Below are 18,866 nucleotides of genomic sequence, written 5' to 3' on the forward strand. Positions count from 1 at the left end.
ACTTCTTACTAAGGGTGCAATTTTTGCTTGTAAATTAACTATCTACGCCAATTTTGAATATTCCAAGTTCTTAAATCCCAAGGTGTTAACTCAACTCCCTGAAGACTATTACTAATAGCAATAACGTCAGCACGATGTACCATGGGGATAAGTACAGCTTCTTGAACTAGTAAATCATTCATCTGGATTAGTATTTGTTTTCTTGTGTCAGGATCTAATTCTTGGGCTGATTGTTGCCATAATTGATCGTAGTCGGGATTACAATAGCGAGAGGTATTATTACCACTCCAATTGTTAGACTGTTGAGGAATAGCACTACAGGTAAAACTCTGGAGATAAGCAGTAGGATCTGGGTTAGTGTTGCCAGTAGTGTACATTTGGATGTCTGCGTGAAACCTTTCAATGGTATCGTTATTAGCGGGATCACCAGAAAAGAAAACACTAGGATCGATGCTTTTTAACTCTACTTCTACACCAATCTCTTGTAAAGCTTGTTTAACGATTTGTTGGGTTTTTTGACGCAAGGGATTAACAGAGGTTTGAAAGAGTATGTTCATTTCTTGTCCATCGCGATCGCGTATGCCATTATTATTAGTATCTACCCAACCCGCTTCATCGAGTAATTGACTAGCTTGAGCTAAATTAAACTCATAATTAGTATTAAGAGAATTATACTCTTCTGGAGCGACTAAAACATTAGCTGTGGGTTTTCCTGTGACTCCATAAAGTTGTTCGGCGATGAGTTGGCGATCGACTGCTAAATTAAAAGCTTGACGTACTTTGACATCACTAAAAAAAGGATGAGGAAACTCTAAACTAGACCTCTCTCCTGTAGCGGTTACTTGATTAGGATCAGTATGATTAATCAAGATTCGTTCCATCAAAGCACCGAAACTAGATAAAATTTGACCCTGTCCTACGGCTACTAACTGATTTAAAACGTTAGCTTCTACTTGTAAATTATAAGCATAGTCAGCCTCTTGAGTTTGTAAGACTGCTCTTGCGGCTGAGGTTGCATCTCCTCCCCCTTTGAGATCCACCCGTTGAAAAGCGACGATGTCAGGGTTACGAAACTCCGAATTAGGTTCATAAATAACCGTATCACCTGGTTTAAATTCTACTACGCGATATGGACCTGTTCCCACTGGTAATTGATTCCCTGGTGCTTGACGAGCGTTATTACCGTTATAATCAGCGAATTGATGACGAGGTAAAATCATACCTTCTGTACCAACAAACACAGCAAACCAAGCAGGATTAACGTTTTTGAAATTCACCTTAACGGTATAATCGTCGATCGCTTCCACGCTTTCCACTACTTCATAAGTTCCTGCGTTGCTTGAACCCACTTCTGGATTACTTATATAATCATAGGTAAAGACTACGTCAGCAGCTGTGAAGGGTTCACCATCAGACCATTTAAGATTCTCTTTGAGTTTCCAGGTAACAGATTTTCCGTCAGCTGCTACTTGTCCATTTTCGAGACTAGGGATTTCTGCTGCTAAAAATAAGACTAATTCTCCCTGTTGATTAAAACTAGCTAAAGGCTCTAGAGTAATTCTACCAGCTTCATAATCTTTAAATCCAGTGGAAAGATGGGGGTTAAGAATAGTTGGAGCTTGCCAATATAATAGTCTAAGTACACCATCATCAGTATTGGTTGTTTCAGTAATAGGTGGATCAGAAGTGCAAGCGGCAAAAGAAATGCTTATAACCAAAGAAAGTAAAAATAGCCAAATATTCTTCAACATCAGATTTCTGTTTATTATTGATTCTCTGAATTAGACAAAAGGAGCAAAAATTTTCAATTTGTTGGATGTGTTAGCGCTAGCGTAACGCATTTTAAAAGTAATTAGGTTTGGAAGACAATAGATTTTTATTCCCTCAAAGGGGTGCAATTCGTTCAATAAATTAGGAGCATTATACGTACGTTTAAATGTAGGATGTGTTAGCGCTAGCGTAACGCATTTCAAGTTTAACTTGATTAGTCAAATGTCTAATTAGGGGAGATTAGATTAATTAGGCTTGGAGGATAATAAACTAGGTGCATTACACTTACGTTAATGCACCCTACAAGAGAAGCTAAAATGTAGGAACGCATCTTAAACGTAATTGACTAGCCAAATGCCCAATTATCGAAGATTATATGTATCTGGGGGGACATATTTTATTACCCAAGTCACTTACCATCGCCAAAAATGGTTATGTTCTGAAATTGGACGAAAAGGATTAAGAGAAGCGATCGAAAAAGTACGAGAAAAATATCCATTTTCTATTGATGCTTTTGTGTTGTTACCTGATCATTTTCATGGTCTTTGGACATTACCCGAACATGATAAAAATATATCAGTTAGGTTACGATTAATTAAAACTTATGTAACCAAACATTATCGGGATCAATTAGGGATTGATTTAGGGGTTTCTTTGTCTCGACAAAAGCGAGGAGAAAGTAATCTTTGGCAACGTCGTTTTTGGGAACATTGTATTAGAGATGAGCGAGATTTTGCTTTACATTCTGATTATATTCATTATAATCCTGTGAATCATGGGTTATGTGATTCGCCTCAAGATTGGTCTTATTCGAGTCTTCATCGCTTGATTTTAGAAGGGGTATATCCCCCTGATTGGGGAAGAAATGAGCATATAATAATACCTGATAATATAGGTCAAGAATAACAATTTGTTGGATGTGTTAGCGTTAGCGTAACGCATCTCAAAAGTAATTAGTTTTGGCTAAAAATAAATTAGTTGCATTACACATATGTTAATAAAAACCTAAAAACTACTCAACTGTTACGCTTTTAGCTAAGTTTCTGGGTTGATCTACGTCTAAACCTTTAATCGCTGCGATATGATAAGCAAGTAATTGCAAGGGAACTACAGTCAGAATTGGAGACAATAACTCTTCTACCTTGGGAACAAATAAGATATCATTGAAGGTATTGCTAGCTGTTTGGTCTTCTAAGGAACATATCCCAATTAAGCGAGCATCTCTGGCTTTGGCTTCTTGAGCATTAGATAAGACTTTATCGTGGACTTCTCCTGGTACAGCGATCGCCACTACAGGTACTTTAGCATCTAATAGAGCAATCGGTCCATGTTTCATTTCACCCGCGGGATATCCCTCAGCGTGAATATAGCTGATTTCTTTTAATTTGAGTGCTCCTTCTAAAGCTATAGGAAAATTAACTCCTCTGCCGATAAAAATGAAATCTTGGGTTTCGCCAAATTCATGAGCAATTGCTTCAATTTTACTATTTTGTTCCTTAATAATTGCTTCGATTTGACTAGGAAGTTGACGTAAATCTTGAATAATGCTGTTAATTTTTTCTCCAGATAAAGTACCTCTACGGGAAGCAAAATCTAAGGCTAAAAGATAAAAACTCATTAGTTGAGCGATAAAACTTTTGGTAGAAGCTACGCCAATTTCAATCCCTCCATGGGTATTAATAATTTGTTCAACTACTTGAGCGAGAGTACTTTCAGGACGACTAGTAATCCCTAAGATTTTAAATTTTCCTTCTTTACTTAAGTTCAAATAGCGTTGTTTTTCCATTTCTAAAGCAGCTAAAGTATCGGCTGTTTCTCCTGATTGAGTTACGCCAATGGTTAAAGTATTAGGGAGAATTGGTGAGGGAGCGTAGCGAAATTCTGAAGCGTACTGTACTGAAGTAGGAATACCTGCTAATTGTTCTAAGAGATATTTTCCCACTAAACCTGCGTGCCAACTTGTGCCACATCCTAAAATTAAAATCTGTTGGGTATTATTATATATTTGGGGATCTAAATTTAAAGAAATGGGGTTACCTTCTGTGTCACTATTGAGATAATGGTCTAAGCAGGATTGAATAACTATAGGTTGCTCGTGAATCTCTTTGAGCATAAAATGCTTAAAGCCATCTTTATCCACACTTACATGGGTTAAATCTAGATTGCGGGGGAATCTGCGTAAGCGTTTTAAAGCAAAATCGTATAATTCTACGCCAATGGGGGTTAAACGAGCTATTTCGCCATTTTCTAAGTATAAAACCGTGGAGGTGTAGGGAACTATTGCAGTAACATCTGAAGCACAAAAGAACTCACCTTGACCAAAACCTATGACTAAAGGTGCTTGATTGCGCACTATAATTATTTCATCGCTATAATCAGCACAAAGAATCCCTAAAGCAAAAGCACCCTGTAAGCGATTAACAGTTTTTTGTACCGCAATTAAAAAATCATCTCCTTCGGGGTTGTCAGGTAGATAGCTAGATAAAAGTTGGGGGATGACTTCTGTATCTGTTTCTGAGGTAAATTGATACCCTTGATTAATTAACTCAGTTTTAATTTCTTGATAATTTTCGATAATCCCATTTTGCACCACCGCTACCCGATTATACATATCTCTGTGGGGATGAGCGTTATGTTCTGCTGGTACTCCATGAGTAGCCCAACGGGTGTGAGCTATACCAATTTGAGAGGGATTTATTTCTGTTGTTAACTTCTGACGTAGATTGAATAGTTTACCTTGAGCACGAATACAATGTAATTCACTTTGGTTAACCGTTGCTAGCCCTGCTGAATCATAACCCCGATATTCTAATCTTTCTAATCCATTGATTAAAATATTTGTGGCTTCTTGAGTACCTACATAACCGACAATTCCACACATAAGATAATTTTTATGATATTGCTTTGATTTAACGAAAGCACTATTCTATCAAAAACTATGTTTTAATAAACTAAAACCGCCAAAATTGGCGGATAAATCATAAACAAGCGAGTTGGACTCCTAACAATTATTATCCCACTTCTGATGATCACAGATGAGGGAATTTAGAGCGAAAATTACAAGCTCTATTGTTCATGATTAATAACCTATCATGGATAAAGAAGATATTATCTCTTTTTTCGGGTAAATTTTACAAATATTTATCAAAAAAATGGGTCTAAAACCCTGTCCTGAACAGACAGCTTTGTGCTAGTATTGGTGTATAGCGTTAACGGCTATCTACTGAGAGTCCCTCAGAAAGTAACGGCTAACCTTGAATTGGCAAGGTGTCTAGCAATAGATGGAAGTATGACTAGTGGTTGCACGGTCAGCCTAGCAAACCTTTTAAAAGAGTAGGGAACTGCTAGTAATGGTGGTTCAGAATCCCCTCACCTTGATAGTAGGGGTGTTTTCAAATGGTATTTTTGCTGGTTGATGGTCATTCTTTAGCTTTTCGCGCTTATTATGCTTTTGCTACCTCGGGAGGGTTGCGCACTTCTACGGGTATTCCTACTAGTGTCTGTTTTGGTTTTGTTAATTCTTTGTTACAAGTGCTCGAAGCAGAAAAACCTGACTATGTGGCGATCGCTTTTGATTTAGCTGAGCCGACTTTTCGTCATCAAGCTGATCAAAATTATAAAGCAGATCGAGAAGCACCACCTCCTGATCTTTTGGTGGATTTAGCTAATTTACAGGAGTTACTCTCTAATTTAAATTTTACTATAGTTACTGCCATTGGTTACGAAGCTGATGATGTTCTGGCTACTTTAGCTCAAAAAGCGTCTCAAGAGGGTTTTCAGGTTAAAATCATGACAGGCGATCGCGATTTATTCCAACTCGTCAATCGTAAACAAGGTATCTCTGTACTTTATCTCCATCGCAGTACGATTAAAACCGTTAATTATGCTGAATTTCATCCCGAGGAAGTCATCGAAAAACTCGGAGTTACTCCTGAGCAAATAGTTGACTATAAGGCTTTATGTGGTGATAAATCTGATAATATTCCTGGAGTAAAAGGTATTGGGGAAAAAACCACGGTTAAGTTATTAACCGAATATGGTAGTTTAGAGCAAATATACGCTAATTTAGACCAAATACCTGATAAATTCGCTAAAAAACTGATTGCAGGTCAAGCAGATGCTTATCACTCTCAAAAACTTGCACAAATAATCTTAGACGTTCCCTTAGATATTAACTTAGAAAGTTGTGGTTTACAAGGATTCGATTGGCGTAAAATTGAACCTTTACTGTCTAAACTAGAATTAAATACCTTTCGTAGTAAGTTAAACCAATTACAGGTAACAGGAAATCCAACACAACTAGAATTATTTCCCAACCAACCAGTTATTCAACCCCAAATTATTGATACTCAGGAAAAATTAACCCAATTAAGAGAAATATTAACGACAATTGAACATCCAATAGCTTGGGATACAGAAACCACTTCTTTAGAGCCTAGGGATGCTAAATTAGTAGGGATTGGTTGTTGTTGGGGAAATAAACTAGATCAAGTAGCTTATATTCCCCTAGGACATCTTCAGGGTAAACAATTACCATTGAATGAGGTATTATCATCCCTAGAGACTATTTTAACTAATCGAGATTACTCTAAAGTTTTCCACAACGCTAAATTCGATCGCAAAGTCTTCTTAACCCAGGGAATTAAATTAGCTGGGGTTGTCTTTGATACAATGTTAGCTAGTTATGTACTTAATTCTGAACAAAGTCATAGCCTCAAAAGTCTCACCCAAAAGTATTTAACTAACCTAGAATCGAAAAGTTATCAAGATTTAAATATCCCCAAGGGAGAAAACATCGCCAGTTTAAATATAGCCACGGTAGCAGAATATTGTGGAATGGACGCTTATACAACCTTAGCTCTTTTTCCTATTTTGCAACAAGAATTAGCCGCTATTCCCGAGTTAAATAAACTCTTACTAGAAGTAGAACTTCCCTTAGAGCCAATTCTAGCAGAGATGGAGTACCAAGGAATCAGTTTAGATATCCCTTATTTACAAGAATTCTCTCAACAACTAGACTCAGAATTAAGCACAATTCAAAAAGAAGCTTATTTACTCGCTAAACAAGAATTTAATCTAGATTCTCCTAGACAATTAGAAACAATTTTATTTGATAATCTAGGGTTAGATCGTCGTAAATCTCGTAAAACTAAAACGGGTTATTCTACAGACCATGCTACTTTAGAAAAGTTACAAGGTGACCATCCAATTATAGACCAAATTTTGAGTTATCGTACCCTAGCTAAACTTAAATCTACCTACGTTGACGCCTTACCATTACTAGTTAGAAAAGATACAGGACGTGTACATACTAACTTTAATCAAACTAAGACCTCTACAGGTAGATTATCTTCTTCTAATCCTAATTTACAAAATATCCCTATTCGTACCGCTTTTTCTCGTCAAATTCGTCGCGCGTTTATACCCCAAAGGGATTGGTTATTAGTAAGTGCAGATTATTCCCAAATAGAGTTAAGAATACTCGCCCATTTAAGTCAAGAAACTCTCTTAGTCGAAGCTTATCAAAATAATCAAGATGTCCATACTTTAACAGCACAAATTTTATTAGAAAAACCCGATATTAGTCCAGAAGAAAGACGTTTAGGTAAGATTATTAATTTTGGGGTAATTTATGGTATGGGTGCGCAAAAATTCGCTAAAGAAGCAGGAGTTAGCGCCTCAGAGGGTAAACAATTTATTGATAGATATCGTCAAAGATATTCTCGGGTTTTTACTTATTTAGAGACTGTGAAAAAACAAGCGATCGCCTCTGGTTATGTTACTACTATTTTAGGAAGAAGACGCTATTTTAATTTTAGTAGTGATGATCTGCAACAATTACGGGGTACACCTGCTAATTTAATTAATCTAGATCAACTAAAGATTAACTACGCTGATAATCAGTTACTCAGGGCTGCAGCTAATGCACCTATTCAGGGTTCAAGTGCTGATATTATTAAAATGGCGATGATTAATCTCGACAAAATCTTAGCTAATTATCAAGGACAATTATTATTACAAGTTCATGATGAATTAATTTTAGAAGTACCCCGACAAGAATGGGAAGAGTTACAACCACAACTTAAATCAACTATGGAAAACGTAGTTAAGTTATCAATTCCTTTAGTAGTAAATATTCATGGGAGTAAGAATTGGATGGATTTCAAGACTTGAAAATGTCAAACACAAAGCAATACTGCTCGGTTAGTGTTGACACTCCCCCCTCTCGAACCTATTCCCCATTGCTTACCAGAGATTTTAAATCCTGCCAAGCTAAGAAGAAACGACCACGAAATAGATAAGTAAGACCTCTGAGAATAGTAAATTCAGGAACATCAGGATTCAAGGCGATCGCTTGGTTAATAGCCACAGCTGCGGGGGTAGGATTCCAATCATAGAGATAGATAAAAGCTAAATAAGCATGATGATAGGGATTGTCAGGATCTAATTTAATTAAGCGTTGCACAGCTAATCTAGCCTGAGTTACATCTTGTTGGAGAACATTAGCTAAAGCTAAAGCGTATGTCCAATCTAAGGAATCAGTCGTAGATAAGCGATATTCTAAAGACTTTTCTAATTGAGAGAGATAATCTAAACGAGGATCATACTGATTAATCCTTGCAGTTAGGGCAAAAATTGGCTCTAAACCATCGATACCTTTAGCTAAATCAGGAGCTGCTAGACGCAATTGGGTAGGTAAATCTAACTCAGGAGCGATAGTTGATTGAGCATTAGGATCAACAGTAACAATGATATCAGGTACAGAGATAGAGTAGGTTTGATTAGTGTCACGATTAAGATAAATAGCTTCTAAACGATAATCACCAGGTATTAATTCAGCAGGAGGAAAAGTAGCGGTTCTTTCTATTACGGTAAAGTCTCCACTAGAATTACCCCAATTTAACCTACCCATACCTAAACCATGGTCATGAATCCAGAAAGAATCACCCTGATTCGGGTCAATATTTACCCAAGTTAATAACACGATACCCTGTTTAAGTTGTTGATCCGAACCGGACCACTCATAGGTAACAGGTATAGGTATTCCAGGAGGGAAACTCTCAGGAATACTTACAGCGTCTAGAGTAACGATCTCAGCAGTGGTTGTTGTGGGTGTAACCCTTAAACTAGGTGGTTCGCGGTGATAGAGATGTAAAATACTTTGATCGGGTAATTGCCAAGCTTTTTCTAAGCTAAAATTAGGCTCATTTTCTACTAATTCTACAATCATACCTTGAGCGGGGGGTACAGAACCCTGTCCTTTAGTTTTCGTCACAAACCAATCTAGGGAGTTAGCGTCTGAGACAACCTCTGCTTTTCTGACTCCTACTTGACGTCCAGATACAGGAAACTCCAACTGTGCGCCATAAAAAGAGAAATTATGTTGATTAATCTCGGGAGTAGAGGGTAAAACCCCTAAAGTAGAATGCAGATAAGGAGAAGTTTGATTAATAGTAGCAATAACCTCATTATGGGGCCATTGTGCACCCTGATAGGGAAAATTATCTCTACCAGGGGTTAAAGCATGGCGTAGAGGAGATAACCCCAAGGGAAATAAATGAGCTAACATTAAAACAATACTCACCGAGATAGTCGCTACGCGTACTTGATAACCCCATCTTCCCTTCCAGGAGAGTAAACCTACTGCTAAGAGGATAGACAATACGGGTAACAAAGGGAGAATGTAGCGAGCATCTTTATTGAGATTAACAGAGGAGAGTAAATAACCCCCCACTAGAAATACTAGTAACCAAACTAGATTGTTCTTTTTAAGAGTCCGATTGCGCCAACCATAGATAATTAAACCCAATAAGGGAACAACTATCAATACCCAAGAGAGTAAATAGGGCGAGATTTCTAGGTAAAAAGTCCACGCAGCTAGAGTATTGAGGGGGGGATCTCCTTCAGCGATCGCACTGTCAATGGTAGCCCTTTTTCCTGAAGTTAGCATCAATAACCAATTAGTACGATACCAGGGAAATAAAACCGCCATCCCTATTCCCCATCCTAGTAATAATTGGAGCAAAGCTGACCACTTTCTTTGTTTAATGCTACTTCCTACTAACCAGAGATAGGGAATCAATAGAAAAAACAGCGCTGGTTGTTTCGTTAACATCGCTAACCCAAAGGATACACCCCAAATTATCATCCACAGATAAGTCTGTTTCTCTCTCCACACAGTTAAAACGGTAAAACTGAGAGTAACGATCATCGTCAGAGGATAATCTAGAAGAAATTCGAGACGATAAATATATAATCCTGGTAATAATAGACAGATGATCGCCCCTAATAATCCTACCCCAGGAGAAAATAGTAATTTTCCTAGAATATAAACACAGTAAATCAAGATAGCGCTACAAAAAAGCATTAAAATAGTAGCAGCTTCTACACTAGTTCCCCAAATATTAAGTACAGGAGTAGCCATCAGATAGGTAAAAGGCGGTACTTTTGGTGATAATAACCATAATTCTCGCCACCAATCGAGGCTAAACCACAGGGGAGATTGTAAAGCTTGATAATATCTAATTGCACCATTAAGGTACTCACTTTGGTCCCAAGCAGGTACAGTACTATCTAAGCTTAACCAAAGGCGATCGACGATCGCCCCTAGTAACCAAATGAGGGCTAATATTACTCTTGGGTATTGCTTAATCATAGACTCGGCGTTTTTTTATGCCATATTGTACTCTGTTCATAGGCATAAGCGGTTTGTAATAATAAACTTTCACTTAAGACATTCCCGATTAACTGTACACCAATGGGTAAACCTTGAGCATCAAAACCACAGGGAAGACTCAAAGCGGGTAAACCTGCTAAATTAACCGAAATAGTCATTAAATCCAGTAAATACATACTCAGAGGATCAGCGGTTTTTTCTCCCGCTTTAAACGCAGTCACAGGAGCAGTAGGAGAAACTAAAATATCTACAGTCTCAAAAGCTTGCTCAAAATCCTGTTTAATCAATGTTCTCACTTTTTGGGCTTTGAGATAATAAGCATCATAATAACCCGCAGAGAGAGCATAAGTTCCTAACATAATCCGACGTTTTACTTCTGTACCAAATCCTTGGGAACGAGTTTTAGTGTACATCGATAAGAGATTTTCTGCTTCTTGACGTAAACCATATTTAACCGCGTCGTAACGAGCTAAATTAGCGGAAGCTTCACTAGGAGCGATGATATAATAAGCGGGTAACCCGTAACGAAAACGGGGACAAGATACCGTGGTTACCGTCGCGCCGAGATTTTCCCATTGTTGAATCGCCGCTTTTATCGCTGTCTCTACTTCAGGGTTTAATCCCTCTCCAAAGGTTTCCTCGATGATACCTATTTTGACCTTGGGTAATTCGGGTTTGAGTAAACTAGGATAGTCAGGAATTTCCAACCGTAAACTAGTAGAATCTTTAGGATCATGACCTGCGATCGCTTTGAGTATAATAGCAGTATCTTCCACAGTTTGACTCAATGGTCCAATTTGATCCAAAGAAGACGCATAAGCTACCAACCCATAACGAGATACTAACCCATAGGTAGGTTTTAAGCCCACCACGCCACAAAAAGAAGCAGGTTGACGAATCGAACCACCCGTGTCTGAACCTAAAGCCACAACGCATTCTGAGGCGGCTACCGCTGCTGCTGAACCCCCCGAAGATCCCCCCGGAACACGGGATAAATCCCAGGGATTAGCGGTAACTTGATAGGCTGAATTTTCTGTAGAACTACCCATAGCAAATTCATCTAGATTAGTTTTACCTAGTAAAATTGTCCCTAAATCCGCTAATTTTTGGGTGACTGTAGATTCATAGGGAGGTACAAAGTTAGCGAGAATCTGTGAAGCACAAGTAGTGGTTATCCCTTGGGTACAGATATTATCTTTAATAGCAATAGGAATCCCTTCTAATAATCCAATTGCTTCACCTTGGGCGATTTTCTCATCTACTACTTTAGCTTGGGTTAAAGCGCGATCGCTCGTGACCGTTAAAAAACTCTTGACTTTCCCTTCTACCGCGTCAATTCTCTCTAAATATTCTGTAGTAATTTCTACTGCTGAACGTTCCTTGTTTACTAGTTGTTGATGTAATTCACGAATAGATGTCATATTGCTCTTTAGAAAAAATGTTAGAATTGCCCTGTTTGATTATATAGCTCTAGGTAAATGGTCACTAATATCTTAACCGTTGAAGTTTCTGGTTTTCGCAAGATTAAGGGTAACCTTTGTGTCGCTTTATTCGATAATCCAGACTCTTATAATGATAAAAGTAATCTACAACCGATTAGAAGTTCCTGTCTGTTGTTGGTTGATGATCCTCAAAATCTAACTTTTAGTGAACTTCCCTATGGGAGTTATGCGATCGCTGTTTTTCACGACGAAAATGAGGATTTTCAACTCAATACTAATTTTCTAGGTATTCCTAAAGAAGGTATGGGCTTTTCTAATAATCCTAGCATTTGGAAAGGTGGTCCTGATTATGAAGCGATGAAATTTGATTTTACTCCTGAACAAAGTACCATAGCTATTAAGATTAAATACTTGATTTAGATATGTTTAAAAATCTATGTTTAACTCTGATCACTTTTTGTTTAGCAATTGTTCTCAATAGTTGTACCAGATTAATTATTGACGAATATGAGGCTGTTGCTACTACTAGCCTAACCTGGAGAGTAGAATATTATATCGGTAGCAATGATCGACCATCGCGATCTCGTTGGGAAGAGTTTAGCAGTGCTTCTTTAGAAAATATTAACGGAGAACGTCCCCCTGATGCTTTTGGAGACGCAGATAATCAGGGTTTATGGTGGCCAAGAATACCCCCTAAACCTACCATCGATGAAGTCGAGGATCTACAAAAAACGGGAGAAAGACATAGCCCACCTGAGATGTTGCGACAGGTTGATTATACTATTAGTTACAGACAGGGAAGTAGTTATGTAACTCTTCCTACCCATTATCCCGTCTATCGTCAAGCGGTAAGGGCTGCCCAATCTGGACAAGCTTTGAAGTTAACCCTCAGAGCTGACGAGAGGTTTGTCGAAAAAGCCGAAGCAATTTAAATTAAATAAGAACACCAATCACTCCAACCACCTAGATATAATTTTGTATTGGTAATACCCAAAGAGTCTAGAGATAAAAGATTAACACAAGCGGTCACTCCCGAGCCACAATAAACGATAATTGAGTCATGAGGTGGGAGTTTTTGCCAGATTTGCTCTTGATCTGCCGATGAGAGAAAATAACCCTCAGAAGTAGAAACATCTAACCAAGGGAAATTAATTGCTCCTGGAATATGACCAGCTACAGGGTCGAGGGGTTCTCGTTTACCTAAATAGCGATCGCTTGCACGAGAATCGATTAAAACTATCTCAGGGGTGTTTTCACTAGTGATGAGTTCTTCCCTAGTAGCTATTTTCTCTAATTGAGGGATAGGGGAAAAATTGCCCTGTTTAGGTAGGGGAATGTCTGAGGTTACAGGATAACCCGAACTTACCCAAGCTGAGAAGCCACCATCTAAAACCATTACTTGTTGATGTCCAAAATAGCGTAAAAGCCACCAAAGACGAGCTGCAAAAGCAAACCTATTATCGTCATAAGCTACAATAATACTAGCAGAATTTACCCCTATCTTGTTTAACTTTTCAGTAAAAACAGCAGCATCGGGAAGGGGATGACGTCCACCATGTGTAGCTAATTTCCCCGAAAGGTCTAAATCTAAGTCCAAGTAATAAGCTTGGGGTAAATGACTCAACAAGTATTGTTGATAGCCCCAAGCAGGATCACTTAAACGAAAACGACAGTCAATAATAATTAAATTAGGGTTATCAAGATTTTCGAGAAGCCATTGGCTATTAGTAATCATAAGATCTTCAGTGTTAACTTTGAGTATAATAGCTAGAATCGTTATATTTAGATATATTTTTTCAAGGACAACAATATTATCAAACTATATTACCTGATAATATAATATTTTAGTCAACCTAAATCAATGTAATCGCCAATTAGCAGCAGTAACCACCTTGTCTTTATGACGACTATTTTAATTATTGATGATGATCCAAGCATACAGGTAATCTTAAGGAGGATTCTAGCTCCTGATGGGTATGAGATTTTGGTAGCTAGTAGTGGTCAAGAAGGGATAGATTTAGCTTACCAATATCAACCTGCTTTAATTATCTGTGATTGGAAAATGCCAGGGATGAGTGGTCTAGATGTTTGTAGTAAAATTAAATGTAATCCTCAACTTTCAGCAACTTTTTTTATTCTGTTAACTTCAGCAGAGTCTAATGAGGAAAATAAAGTCACTGGTTTAGATGGGGGTTGTGATGACTTTTTGTCTAAATCGGTGATGCGCAAACATCATGAGTTAAAAGCTAGGGTAAGAGCAGGTGTCAGGGTTTATAGTCTCTATCAAGCACTACAACAGGAGAAAAGACATCTAGAAGCAGAATTAGAAGACGCTGCAGAATATGTTAGCTCTATCTTACCAAAACCTCTTCATTGTCAATATATTGATATTGATTCTCATTTTATTCCTTCCCGTCAATTGGGTGGGGATGGTTTTGACTATTATTGGCTTGATCAAGATCATTTAGCTATTTATTTACTCGATGTGGAAGGACATGGTATTAAAGCTGCTTTTCCTTCTGTTTCTATTTTGAATCTATTACGTTCTCAAAGTTTGAATCAGGTTAATTTTTATTATCCTCGGGAGGTTTTAGCGGGTTTAAATCGCTCTTTTCCCATGAGTGAACATAATCAACAATCTTTCACGATTTGGTATGGGGTTTATAACCGTAAAAATCATAGTTTAGTTTATGCTAGCGCCGGCCATCCACCTGCTGTACTCATTGCTACTGATGATTATGGTAGTGTGGTAGAAAAACATTTAATTACTCGTGGTGCTAGTATTGGTTTTTTTCCCGAATCAGAATATCGTCAAGAAACTTGTGTGATTACTCCTCAATCTAGATTATATGTGTTTAGTGATGGTATTTATGAGATTGATCGCAACCCAGGGGAATTCTGGAACTTGAAGCAATTTATTAGTCTATTGCGCTATCAATACTGTTCTAAGTGTAATCTAGATGATTTGCTCGCACAAGTTCGCATCATTAATGGTGGTGATGATTTTGCTGATGATTTGTCTATTATGCAGGTAGATTTCAGGTAAAATATAACTTAAATAATCTTAATAAACCAATGTCTGAGCAATATCAAGTTACTGTTCATCATCAACAAGAAATCTACAACTTTACCGTTAGTAGCGATCGCTATATTCTCCAAAGTGCGGAAGCGCAGGGTTATCAACTACCTTTTTCCTGTCGTAATGGCGCTTGTACAACTTGTGCGGTTAAAATCCTTTCAGGTACATTAGCACAACCCGAAGCGATGGGATTATCTCCAGACTTACAAAAACAAGGTTACGCTTTATTATGCGTCAGTTATGCTTGTTCTGATTTAGTAGTGGAAACTCAAGCAGAAGATGAGGTCTATGAGTTACAGTTTGGTCGCTACTTTGGTAGGGGTAAAGTGCGTTTTGGTCTTCCTTTAGACGAAGATTAATCAATAATCAGGAACTTATTTAACCAAAAAACCATCAATAATGATTATATTGTCTCTCAAGTTTTAGATGTATGTACTTACGTAAACTCTATCATTTAACTCTACTCACCACTGTAATCACTCTCTGTGGTGGAGTAGTTAGAGCTCAAACCCTGAGTGATGAACAGATTAGTAATTACGCTCAAGCAGTAATGCAGATTGAATCTAATCGTCAGCAAGCTTATGCTGAAATTCAACAGATTATGGGGGAGAATCCCCCAGACATAGTCTGTAATCAACCGAGTAGCTATAATAGTCTTCCAGAAGATGCAGCTCAAATAGCGATAATCTATTGTCAAACTTCCGAAAATATCGTTAAAGATACGGGTATGACTGTGGAGCAGTTTAACCAGATTACCCAACAGGTTAGACAAGATCAAGAGTTAGAGCAAAAACTACTAGATGTTATGAGAAGTTTACAATAAAGGTTGAGTCTAATAATGATTAAACCCAACCTAGATTCCCAATTCAGTTGGTAAAAAGGTGACTAAGCTTGTGATTTAATACGAGCGTAAAAAGTACCCTTAATTTTTACATCTACTGCTTCTTTTGCTCCTAAATCAGTATCAGAGGGCTGAATACTCTCAAAAAGACCAGCGATTTCTCCAGTTTCACTATCGATTTTAGTGATAGATAGAGAGATTTCTCCTTTTCCTTTATCTAAGCGTTTGATGTTAGACGCTAGGAACTCTTCGCTATCAGCTTGAGAAGGAAGCGCTACAGCGTTTTCATAACCACTAGCTGCACCACGACCTTTAGGATCTAGGAAAACGTTACCACGATAGGAGGGAACGTTAAACTTTCCTTTAAAGTTGGTAGAGGTGTTAATACTGCTAAAACCTGGTTCAGTCTGAGCTACTAATTGTTTAACGGTGAATAAAAAGGGTACTTGTTCTCCACCTGGTAGTTGAACAGTAACTGCTTGGAAGTCAATGCCGCTATCTTCTTTGAGGGTTAATACACCATTGTCACTTACTTTGATTGTACCGTTAATTTGTTCCAAACTAGAAGTATAGCGAGTTAAAGCTTTAGCCGAGATAAATTCAGCTTCTTTACGCTTAATTCCGCTTTCTTCTTTAACGGCGTATTTTTGAGGTTCGATACATAACTCTTCAAAGGCGTAAGTCTCGTTAGCTTTAATAGGAAGAGATCCCCGCGCGCTTTCGGGAAGTTCGGGACATTTATTGGCTAATCCTGTATTAACAATCTGATCGTATGTGTAATCTTCTCTGTTAAAAACAGTAGTATCTGGTGCGTCAGAGCAAGCAGAGATCAACCCAAAACATATCACCAGTAAAAAAGTGGTAATCAAGCCACGGTATTTCATGTTTAACCTCAATTTTGTTATTTTTAGTCTTATCGGATCTAATTTACCAAATTGAGTTACCAATCTTTCAACAATTCTCTATCATGAGATAATATATGTGCTTATTTGCAGTGGTAATTTATGTTTTTACAAGAACTTAATCCAATTTTCCAAGAATTTATCAAACAACCCGTACCCTTTGTCAATGGATTGATCGCAGGTGCTTTGCGTCTGAATTTAGCAGAAGATCCCCTGAAAAGTTGGCTAGAAAAACAAGGTTTAACTCAAGTTAACACCTCTCAAGATAATGACAATGGTAATAAACCTGAATATATCTCGATTAATTAGGTATTTATGCCTAATATAATTGAGTTAGATGTTGAAGATTTAGTCTATTCCTTGGGGATAATGGCAATGGCGATCGCTCTAGTACGTTGGCATCGGCTTGGGTTAGAATCTCAGTTAATCTTGGCTACGGGGCGATCGCTGTTACAATTAATGGTGGTAGGTTATTTTCTAACCATCATTTTTGCTTTAAACAATCCGCTCCTAGTAGTATTACTACTAGGGGTTATGTTAACTATCGCAGCCATAGTAGCGCGCAATCGGATTAGTCAAAAGCTTAAGGGTTTAATTCCCACTGTCTGGCTATCTTTGTTAGCAGGTAGTGCTTTTACCCTAGCTTACGCTCTGTTATTAATTATCCAACCTAATCCCTGGTATGAACCCCAATATTTAATACCTCTGATGGGAATGGTTTTAGGTCAAGCTATGAATAGTGCTTCTGTAGCGGGAGAGCGTTTAGTCAGTTTAATCACCAGAAATCGTCAAGAAATAGAAACCCATCTCTGTTTAGGTGCTACCCCTACTCAAGCGATTGTTTCCTATCGACAAGAAGCGATTCGCGCGGGTTTTATTCCTATCCTTAATCAAATGATGGTGGTGGGAATTGTGAGCTTACCTGGGATGTTTACAGGACAAGTTTTAGCAGGTGCTAACCCTTTGAATGCAGCTTCTTATCAAATTTTGATTTTATTTATGATAGCACTTAGTAATCTCATTACTTTATTGCTAGTAACTAGAGGTATTAGTCGTCAATTTTTTAATCAAGATGCTCAATTGATCTATTAATTAACCAATATGCGCAAATCAGCTCAATCAATTTACCCCGTGGTTTGGTATCAAGACAAAGTTAGACTCATAGATCAAACCAGACTACCAGGAGAATATAGCGTTATAGATATCAGTCGTTATGAAGATCTCGCTCAAGCAATCAAAACGATGATTGTCAGAGGTGCACCAGCAATAGGAGTAGCAGCAGCTTATGGAATGTATTTAGGTGCAAGAGAGATTAAAACCGAGAAGAGAAGTGTATTTATCGCTGAATTAGCCAAAATAGCCCAATGTCTGCGAGAAACTCGCCCCACCGCTGTTAATCTATCTTGGGCGATCGCCAGAATGTTGAAAACAGCTTATGAAAGCGTAGGAGATATTGCTACCCTCAAAGCAACCTTACTAGAAACCGCTCAAACTATACAACAAGAAGATTTAGAAACTTGTCTAGCTATCGGTAAAGAGGGATTGACTGTATTACCAGAAAGCCCAACTCAACTCAATATTCTGACCCATTGTAATACTGGTTCTCTAGCTACAGCAGGTTACGGTACAGCATTAGGAGTAATCAGAGCAGCTTGGTCGAGCGATCGCCTATCTATGGTATATGCAGACGAAACACGTCCCCGTCTTCAAGGAGCAAAACTCACCGCTTGGGAATGTGTTCAAGAAAATATCCCTGTCACAGTAATTACCGACAATATGGCAGCCCATTGTCTGCAACAAGGGATGATTCACGCTGTTATAGTAGGAGCAGATCGGATCACTGCTAATGGGGATACCGCTAATAAAATTGGTACTTATTCTCTAGCCATTGTAGCACAATATCATGATGTACCTTTTTTTGTAGCAGCTCCCCTCTCCACCATTGATTTTAGTCTCAGTGATGGTAGTCAGATACCTATCGAAGAAAGAAACCCCGTAGAAGTGTATCAAGTAGGAGAGACAGTAATATGTCCTCAAGGAGTAGAATATTATAATCCCGCTTTTGACGTGACACCAGCATCTCTAATCACCGCGATTATTACCGAAAAAGGTGCGGTTAAACCTGAAGATTTAGTCACTCTTAAACCAGCTTAAA

Annotated in this window: 16 protein-coding genes; 10 read left to right on the top strand and 6 right to left on the bottom strand. The window is 38.1% G+C overall.

Going from position 1 to position 18,866, the window contains the following annotated elements; genetic code table 11:
• Positions 1–38: 38 nt before the first annotated feature.
• Positions 39–1,751 carry a peptide ABC transporter substrate-binding protein gene (locus tag EA365_08005; protein ID TVQ45369.1) on the bottom strand — a complete coding sequence of 571 codons (1,713 nt, stop codon included), beginning with the start codon at positions 1,749–1,751 and terminating at the stop codon, positions 39–41.
• Between the two features lie 373 nt (positions 1,752–2,124).
• On the opposite strand from EA365_08005, the gene EA365_08010 reads away from it, so the two are divergent.
• Positions 2,125–2,676, top strand: coding sequence for a transposase (locus EA365_08010; GenBank protein TVQ45370.1), 552 nt, complete (start codon positions 2,125–2,127; stop codon positions 2,674–2,676).
• 106 nt (positions 2,677–2,782) lie between these two features.
• Here EA365_08010 and glmS read toward each other — a convergent pair whose 3' ends face one another.
• Positions 2,783–4,651, bottom strand: coding sequence for a glutamine--fructose-6-phosphate transaminase (isomerizing) (glmS, locus tag EA365_08015; GenBank protein TVQ45371.1), 1,869 nt, complete (start codon positions 4,649–4,651; stop codon positions 2,783–2,785).
• Positions 4,652–5,166: 515 nt separating this feature from the next.
• Between glmS and polA the strand changes: the two genes are divergently transcribed.
• Positions 5,167–7,944 (top strand): DNA polymerase I, encoded by a 2,778-nt coding sequence (polA, locus tag EA365_08020; GenBank protein ID TVQ45372.1) that lies wholly within the window; start codon positions 5,167–5,169, stop codon positions 7,942–7,944.
• 58 nt (positions 7,945–8,002) lie between these two features.
• On the opposite strand, the gene EA365_08025 is transcribed toward polA, so the two are convergent.
• Both EA365_08025 and gatA read right to left on the bottom strand, forming a co-directional pair.
• Positions 8,003–10,426: a phospholipid carrier-dependent glycosyltransferase gene (locus EA365_08025; protein ID TVQ45373.1), complete on the bottom strand. Its 2,424-nt coding sequence runs from the start codon at positions 10,424–10,426 to the stop codon at positions 8,003–8,005.
• Complete coding sequence (gene gatA / locus EA365_08030) at positions 10,423–11,868, bottom strand: Asp-tRNA(Asn)/Glu-tRNA(Gln) amidotransferase subunit GatA (protein TVQ45374.1); 1,446 nt, start codon at positions 11,866–11,868, stop codon at positions 10,423–10,425. Before gatA ends, EA365_08025 begins: the two co-directional genes overlap by 4 nt.
• A 57-nt stretch (positions 11,869–11,925) precedes the next feature.
• Here gatA and EA365_08035 point away from each other — a divergent pair, with 57 nt between their 5' ends.
• Complete coding sequence (locus EA365_08035) at positions 11,926–12,309, top strand: DUF2141 domain-containing protein (GenBank protein ID TVQ45375.1); 384 nt, start codon at positions 11,926–11,928, stop codon at positions 12,307–12,309.
• Between the two features lie 2 nt (positions 12,310–12,311).
• Positions 12,312–12,821 carry a hypothetical protein gene (locus EA365_08040; protein ID TVQ45376.1) on the top strand — a complete coding sequence of 170 codons (510 nt, stop codon included), beginning with the start codon at positions 12,312–12,314 and terminating at the stop codon, positions 12,819–12,821.
• Here the strand turns inward: EA365_08040 and EA365_08045 are convergent.
• Complete coding sequence (locus EA365_08045; GenBank protein TVQ45377.1) at positions 12,818–13,624, bottom strand: sulfurtransferase; 807 nt, start codon at positions 13,622–13,624, stop codon at positions 12,818–12,820. The two genes, EA365_08040 and EA365_08045, sit on opposite strands and share 4 nt — an antisense overlap.
• Positions 13,625–13,789: 165 nt before the next feature.
• On the opposite strand from EA365_08045, the gene EA365_08050 reads away from it, so the two are divergent.
• The 3 genes from EA365_08050 to EA365_08060 all read left to right on the top strand — a co-directional run bounded on the left by EA365_08050 (position 13,790) and on the right by EA365_08060 (position 15,791).
• Complete coding sequence (locus EA365_08050) at positions 13,790–14,935, top strand: response regulator (GenBank protein TVQ45378.1); 1,146 nt, start codon at positions 13,790–13,792, stop codon at positions 14,933–14,935.
• A gap of 29 nt (positions 14,936–14,964) precedes the next feature.
• Positions 14,965–15,327 (top strand): ferredoxin, encoded by a 363-nt coding sequence (locus tag EA365_08055; protein TVQ45379.1) that lies wholly within the window; start codon positions 14,965–14,967, stop codon positions 15,325–15,327.
• 71 nt (positions 15,328–15,398) lie between these two features.
• Positions 15,399–15,791: a DUF4168 domain-containing protein gene (locus EA365_08060; protein TVQ45380.1), complete on the top strand. Its 393-nt coding sequence runs from the start codon at positions 15,399–15,401 to the stop codon at positions 15,789–15,791.
• A 62-nt stretch (positions 15,792–15,853) separates the two neighbouring features.
• Here EA365_08060 and EA365_08065 read toward each other — a convergent pair whose 3' ends face one another.
• Positions 15,854–16,693, bottom strand: coding sequence for a Photosystem II manganese-stabilizing polypeptide (locus EA365_08065; protein TVQ45381.1), 840 nt, complete (start codon positions 16,691–16,693; stop codon positions 15,854–15,856).
• Positions 16,694–16,813: 120 nt separating this feature from the next.
• Here EA365_08065 and EA365_08070 point away from each other — a divergent pair, with 120 nt between their 5' ends.
• The 3 genes from EA365_08070 to mtnA are packed head-to-tail and all read left to right on the top strand — an operon-like array spanning position 16,814 to position 18,865.
• On the top strand, positions 16,814–17,020 hold the full coding sequence (locus EA365_08070) for a hypothetical protein (GenBank protein TVQ45382.1): 207 nt from the start codon (positions 16,814–16,816) through the stop codon (positions 17,018–17,020).
• 6 nt (positions 17,021–17,026) lie between these two features.
• Complete coding sequence (gene fetB, locus EA365_08075; GenBank protein ID TVQ45383.1) at positions 17,027–17,803, top strand: iron export ABC transporter permease subunit FetB; 777 nt, start codon at positions 17,027–17,029, stop codon at positions 17,801–17,803.
• A 9-nt stretch (positions 17,804–17,812) separates the two neighbouring features.
• Complete coding sequence (mtnA, locus tag EA365_08080) at positions 17,813–18,865, top strand: S-methyl-5-thioribose-1-phosphate isomerase (protein ID TVQ45384.1); 1,053 nt, start codon at positions 17,813–17,815, stop codon at positions 18,863–18,865.
• Position 18,866 lies beyond the last annotated feature (1 nt).

Source organism: Gloeocapsa sp. DLM2.Bin57 (genome assembly GCA_007693955.1).
GTDB lineage: Bacteria > Cyanobacteriota > Cyanobacteriia > Cyanobacteriales > Gloeocapsaceae > Gloeocapsa.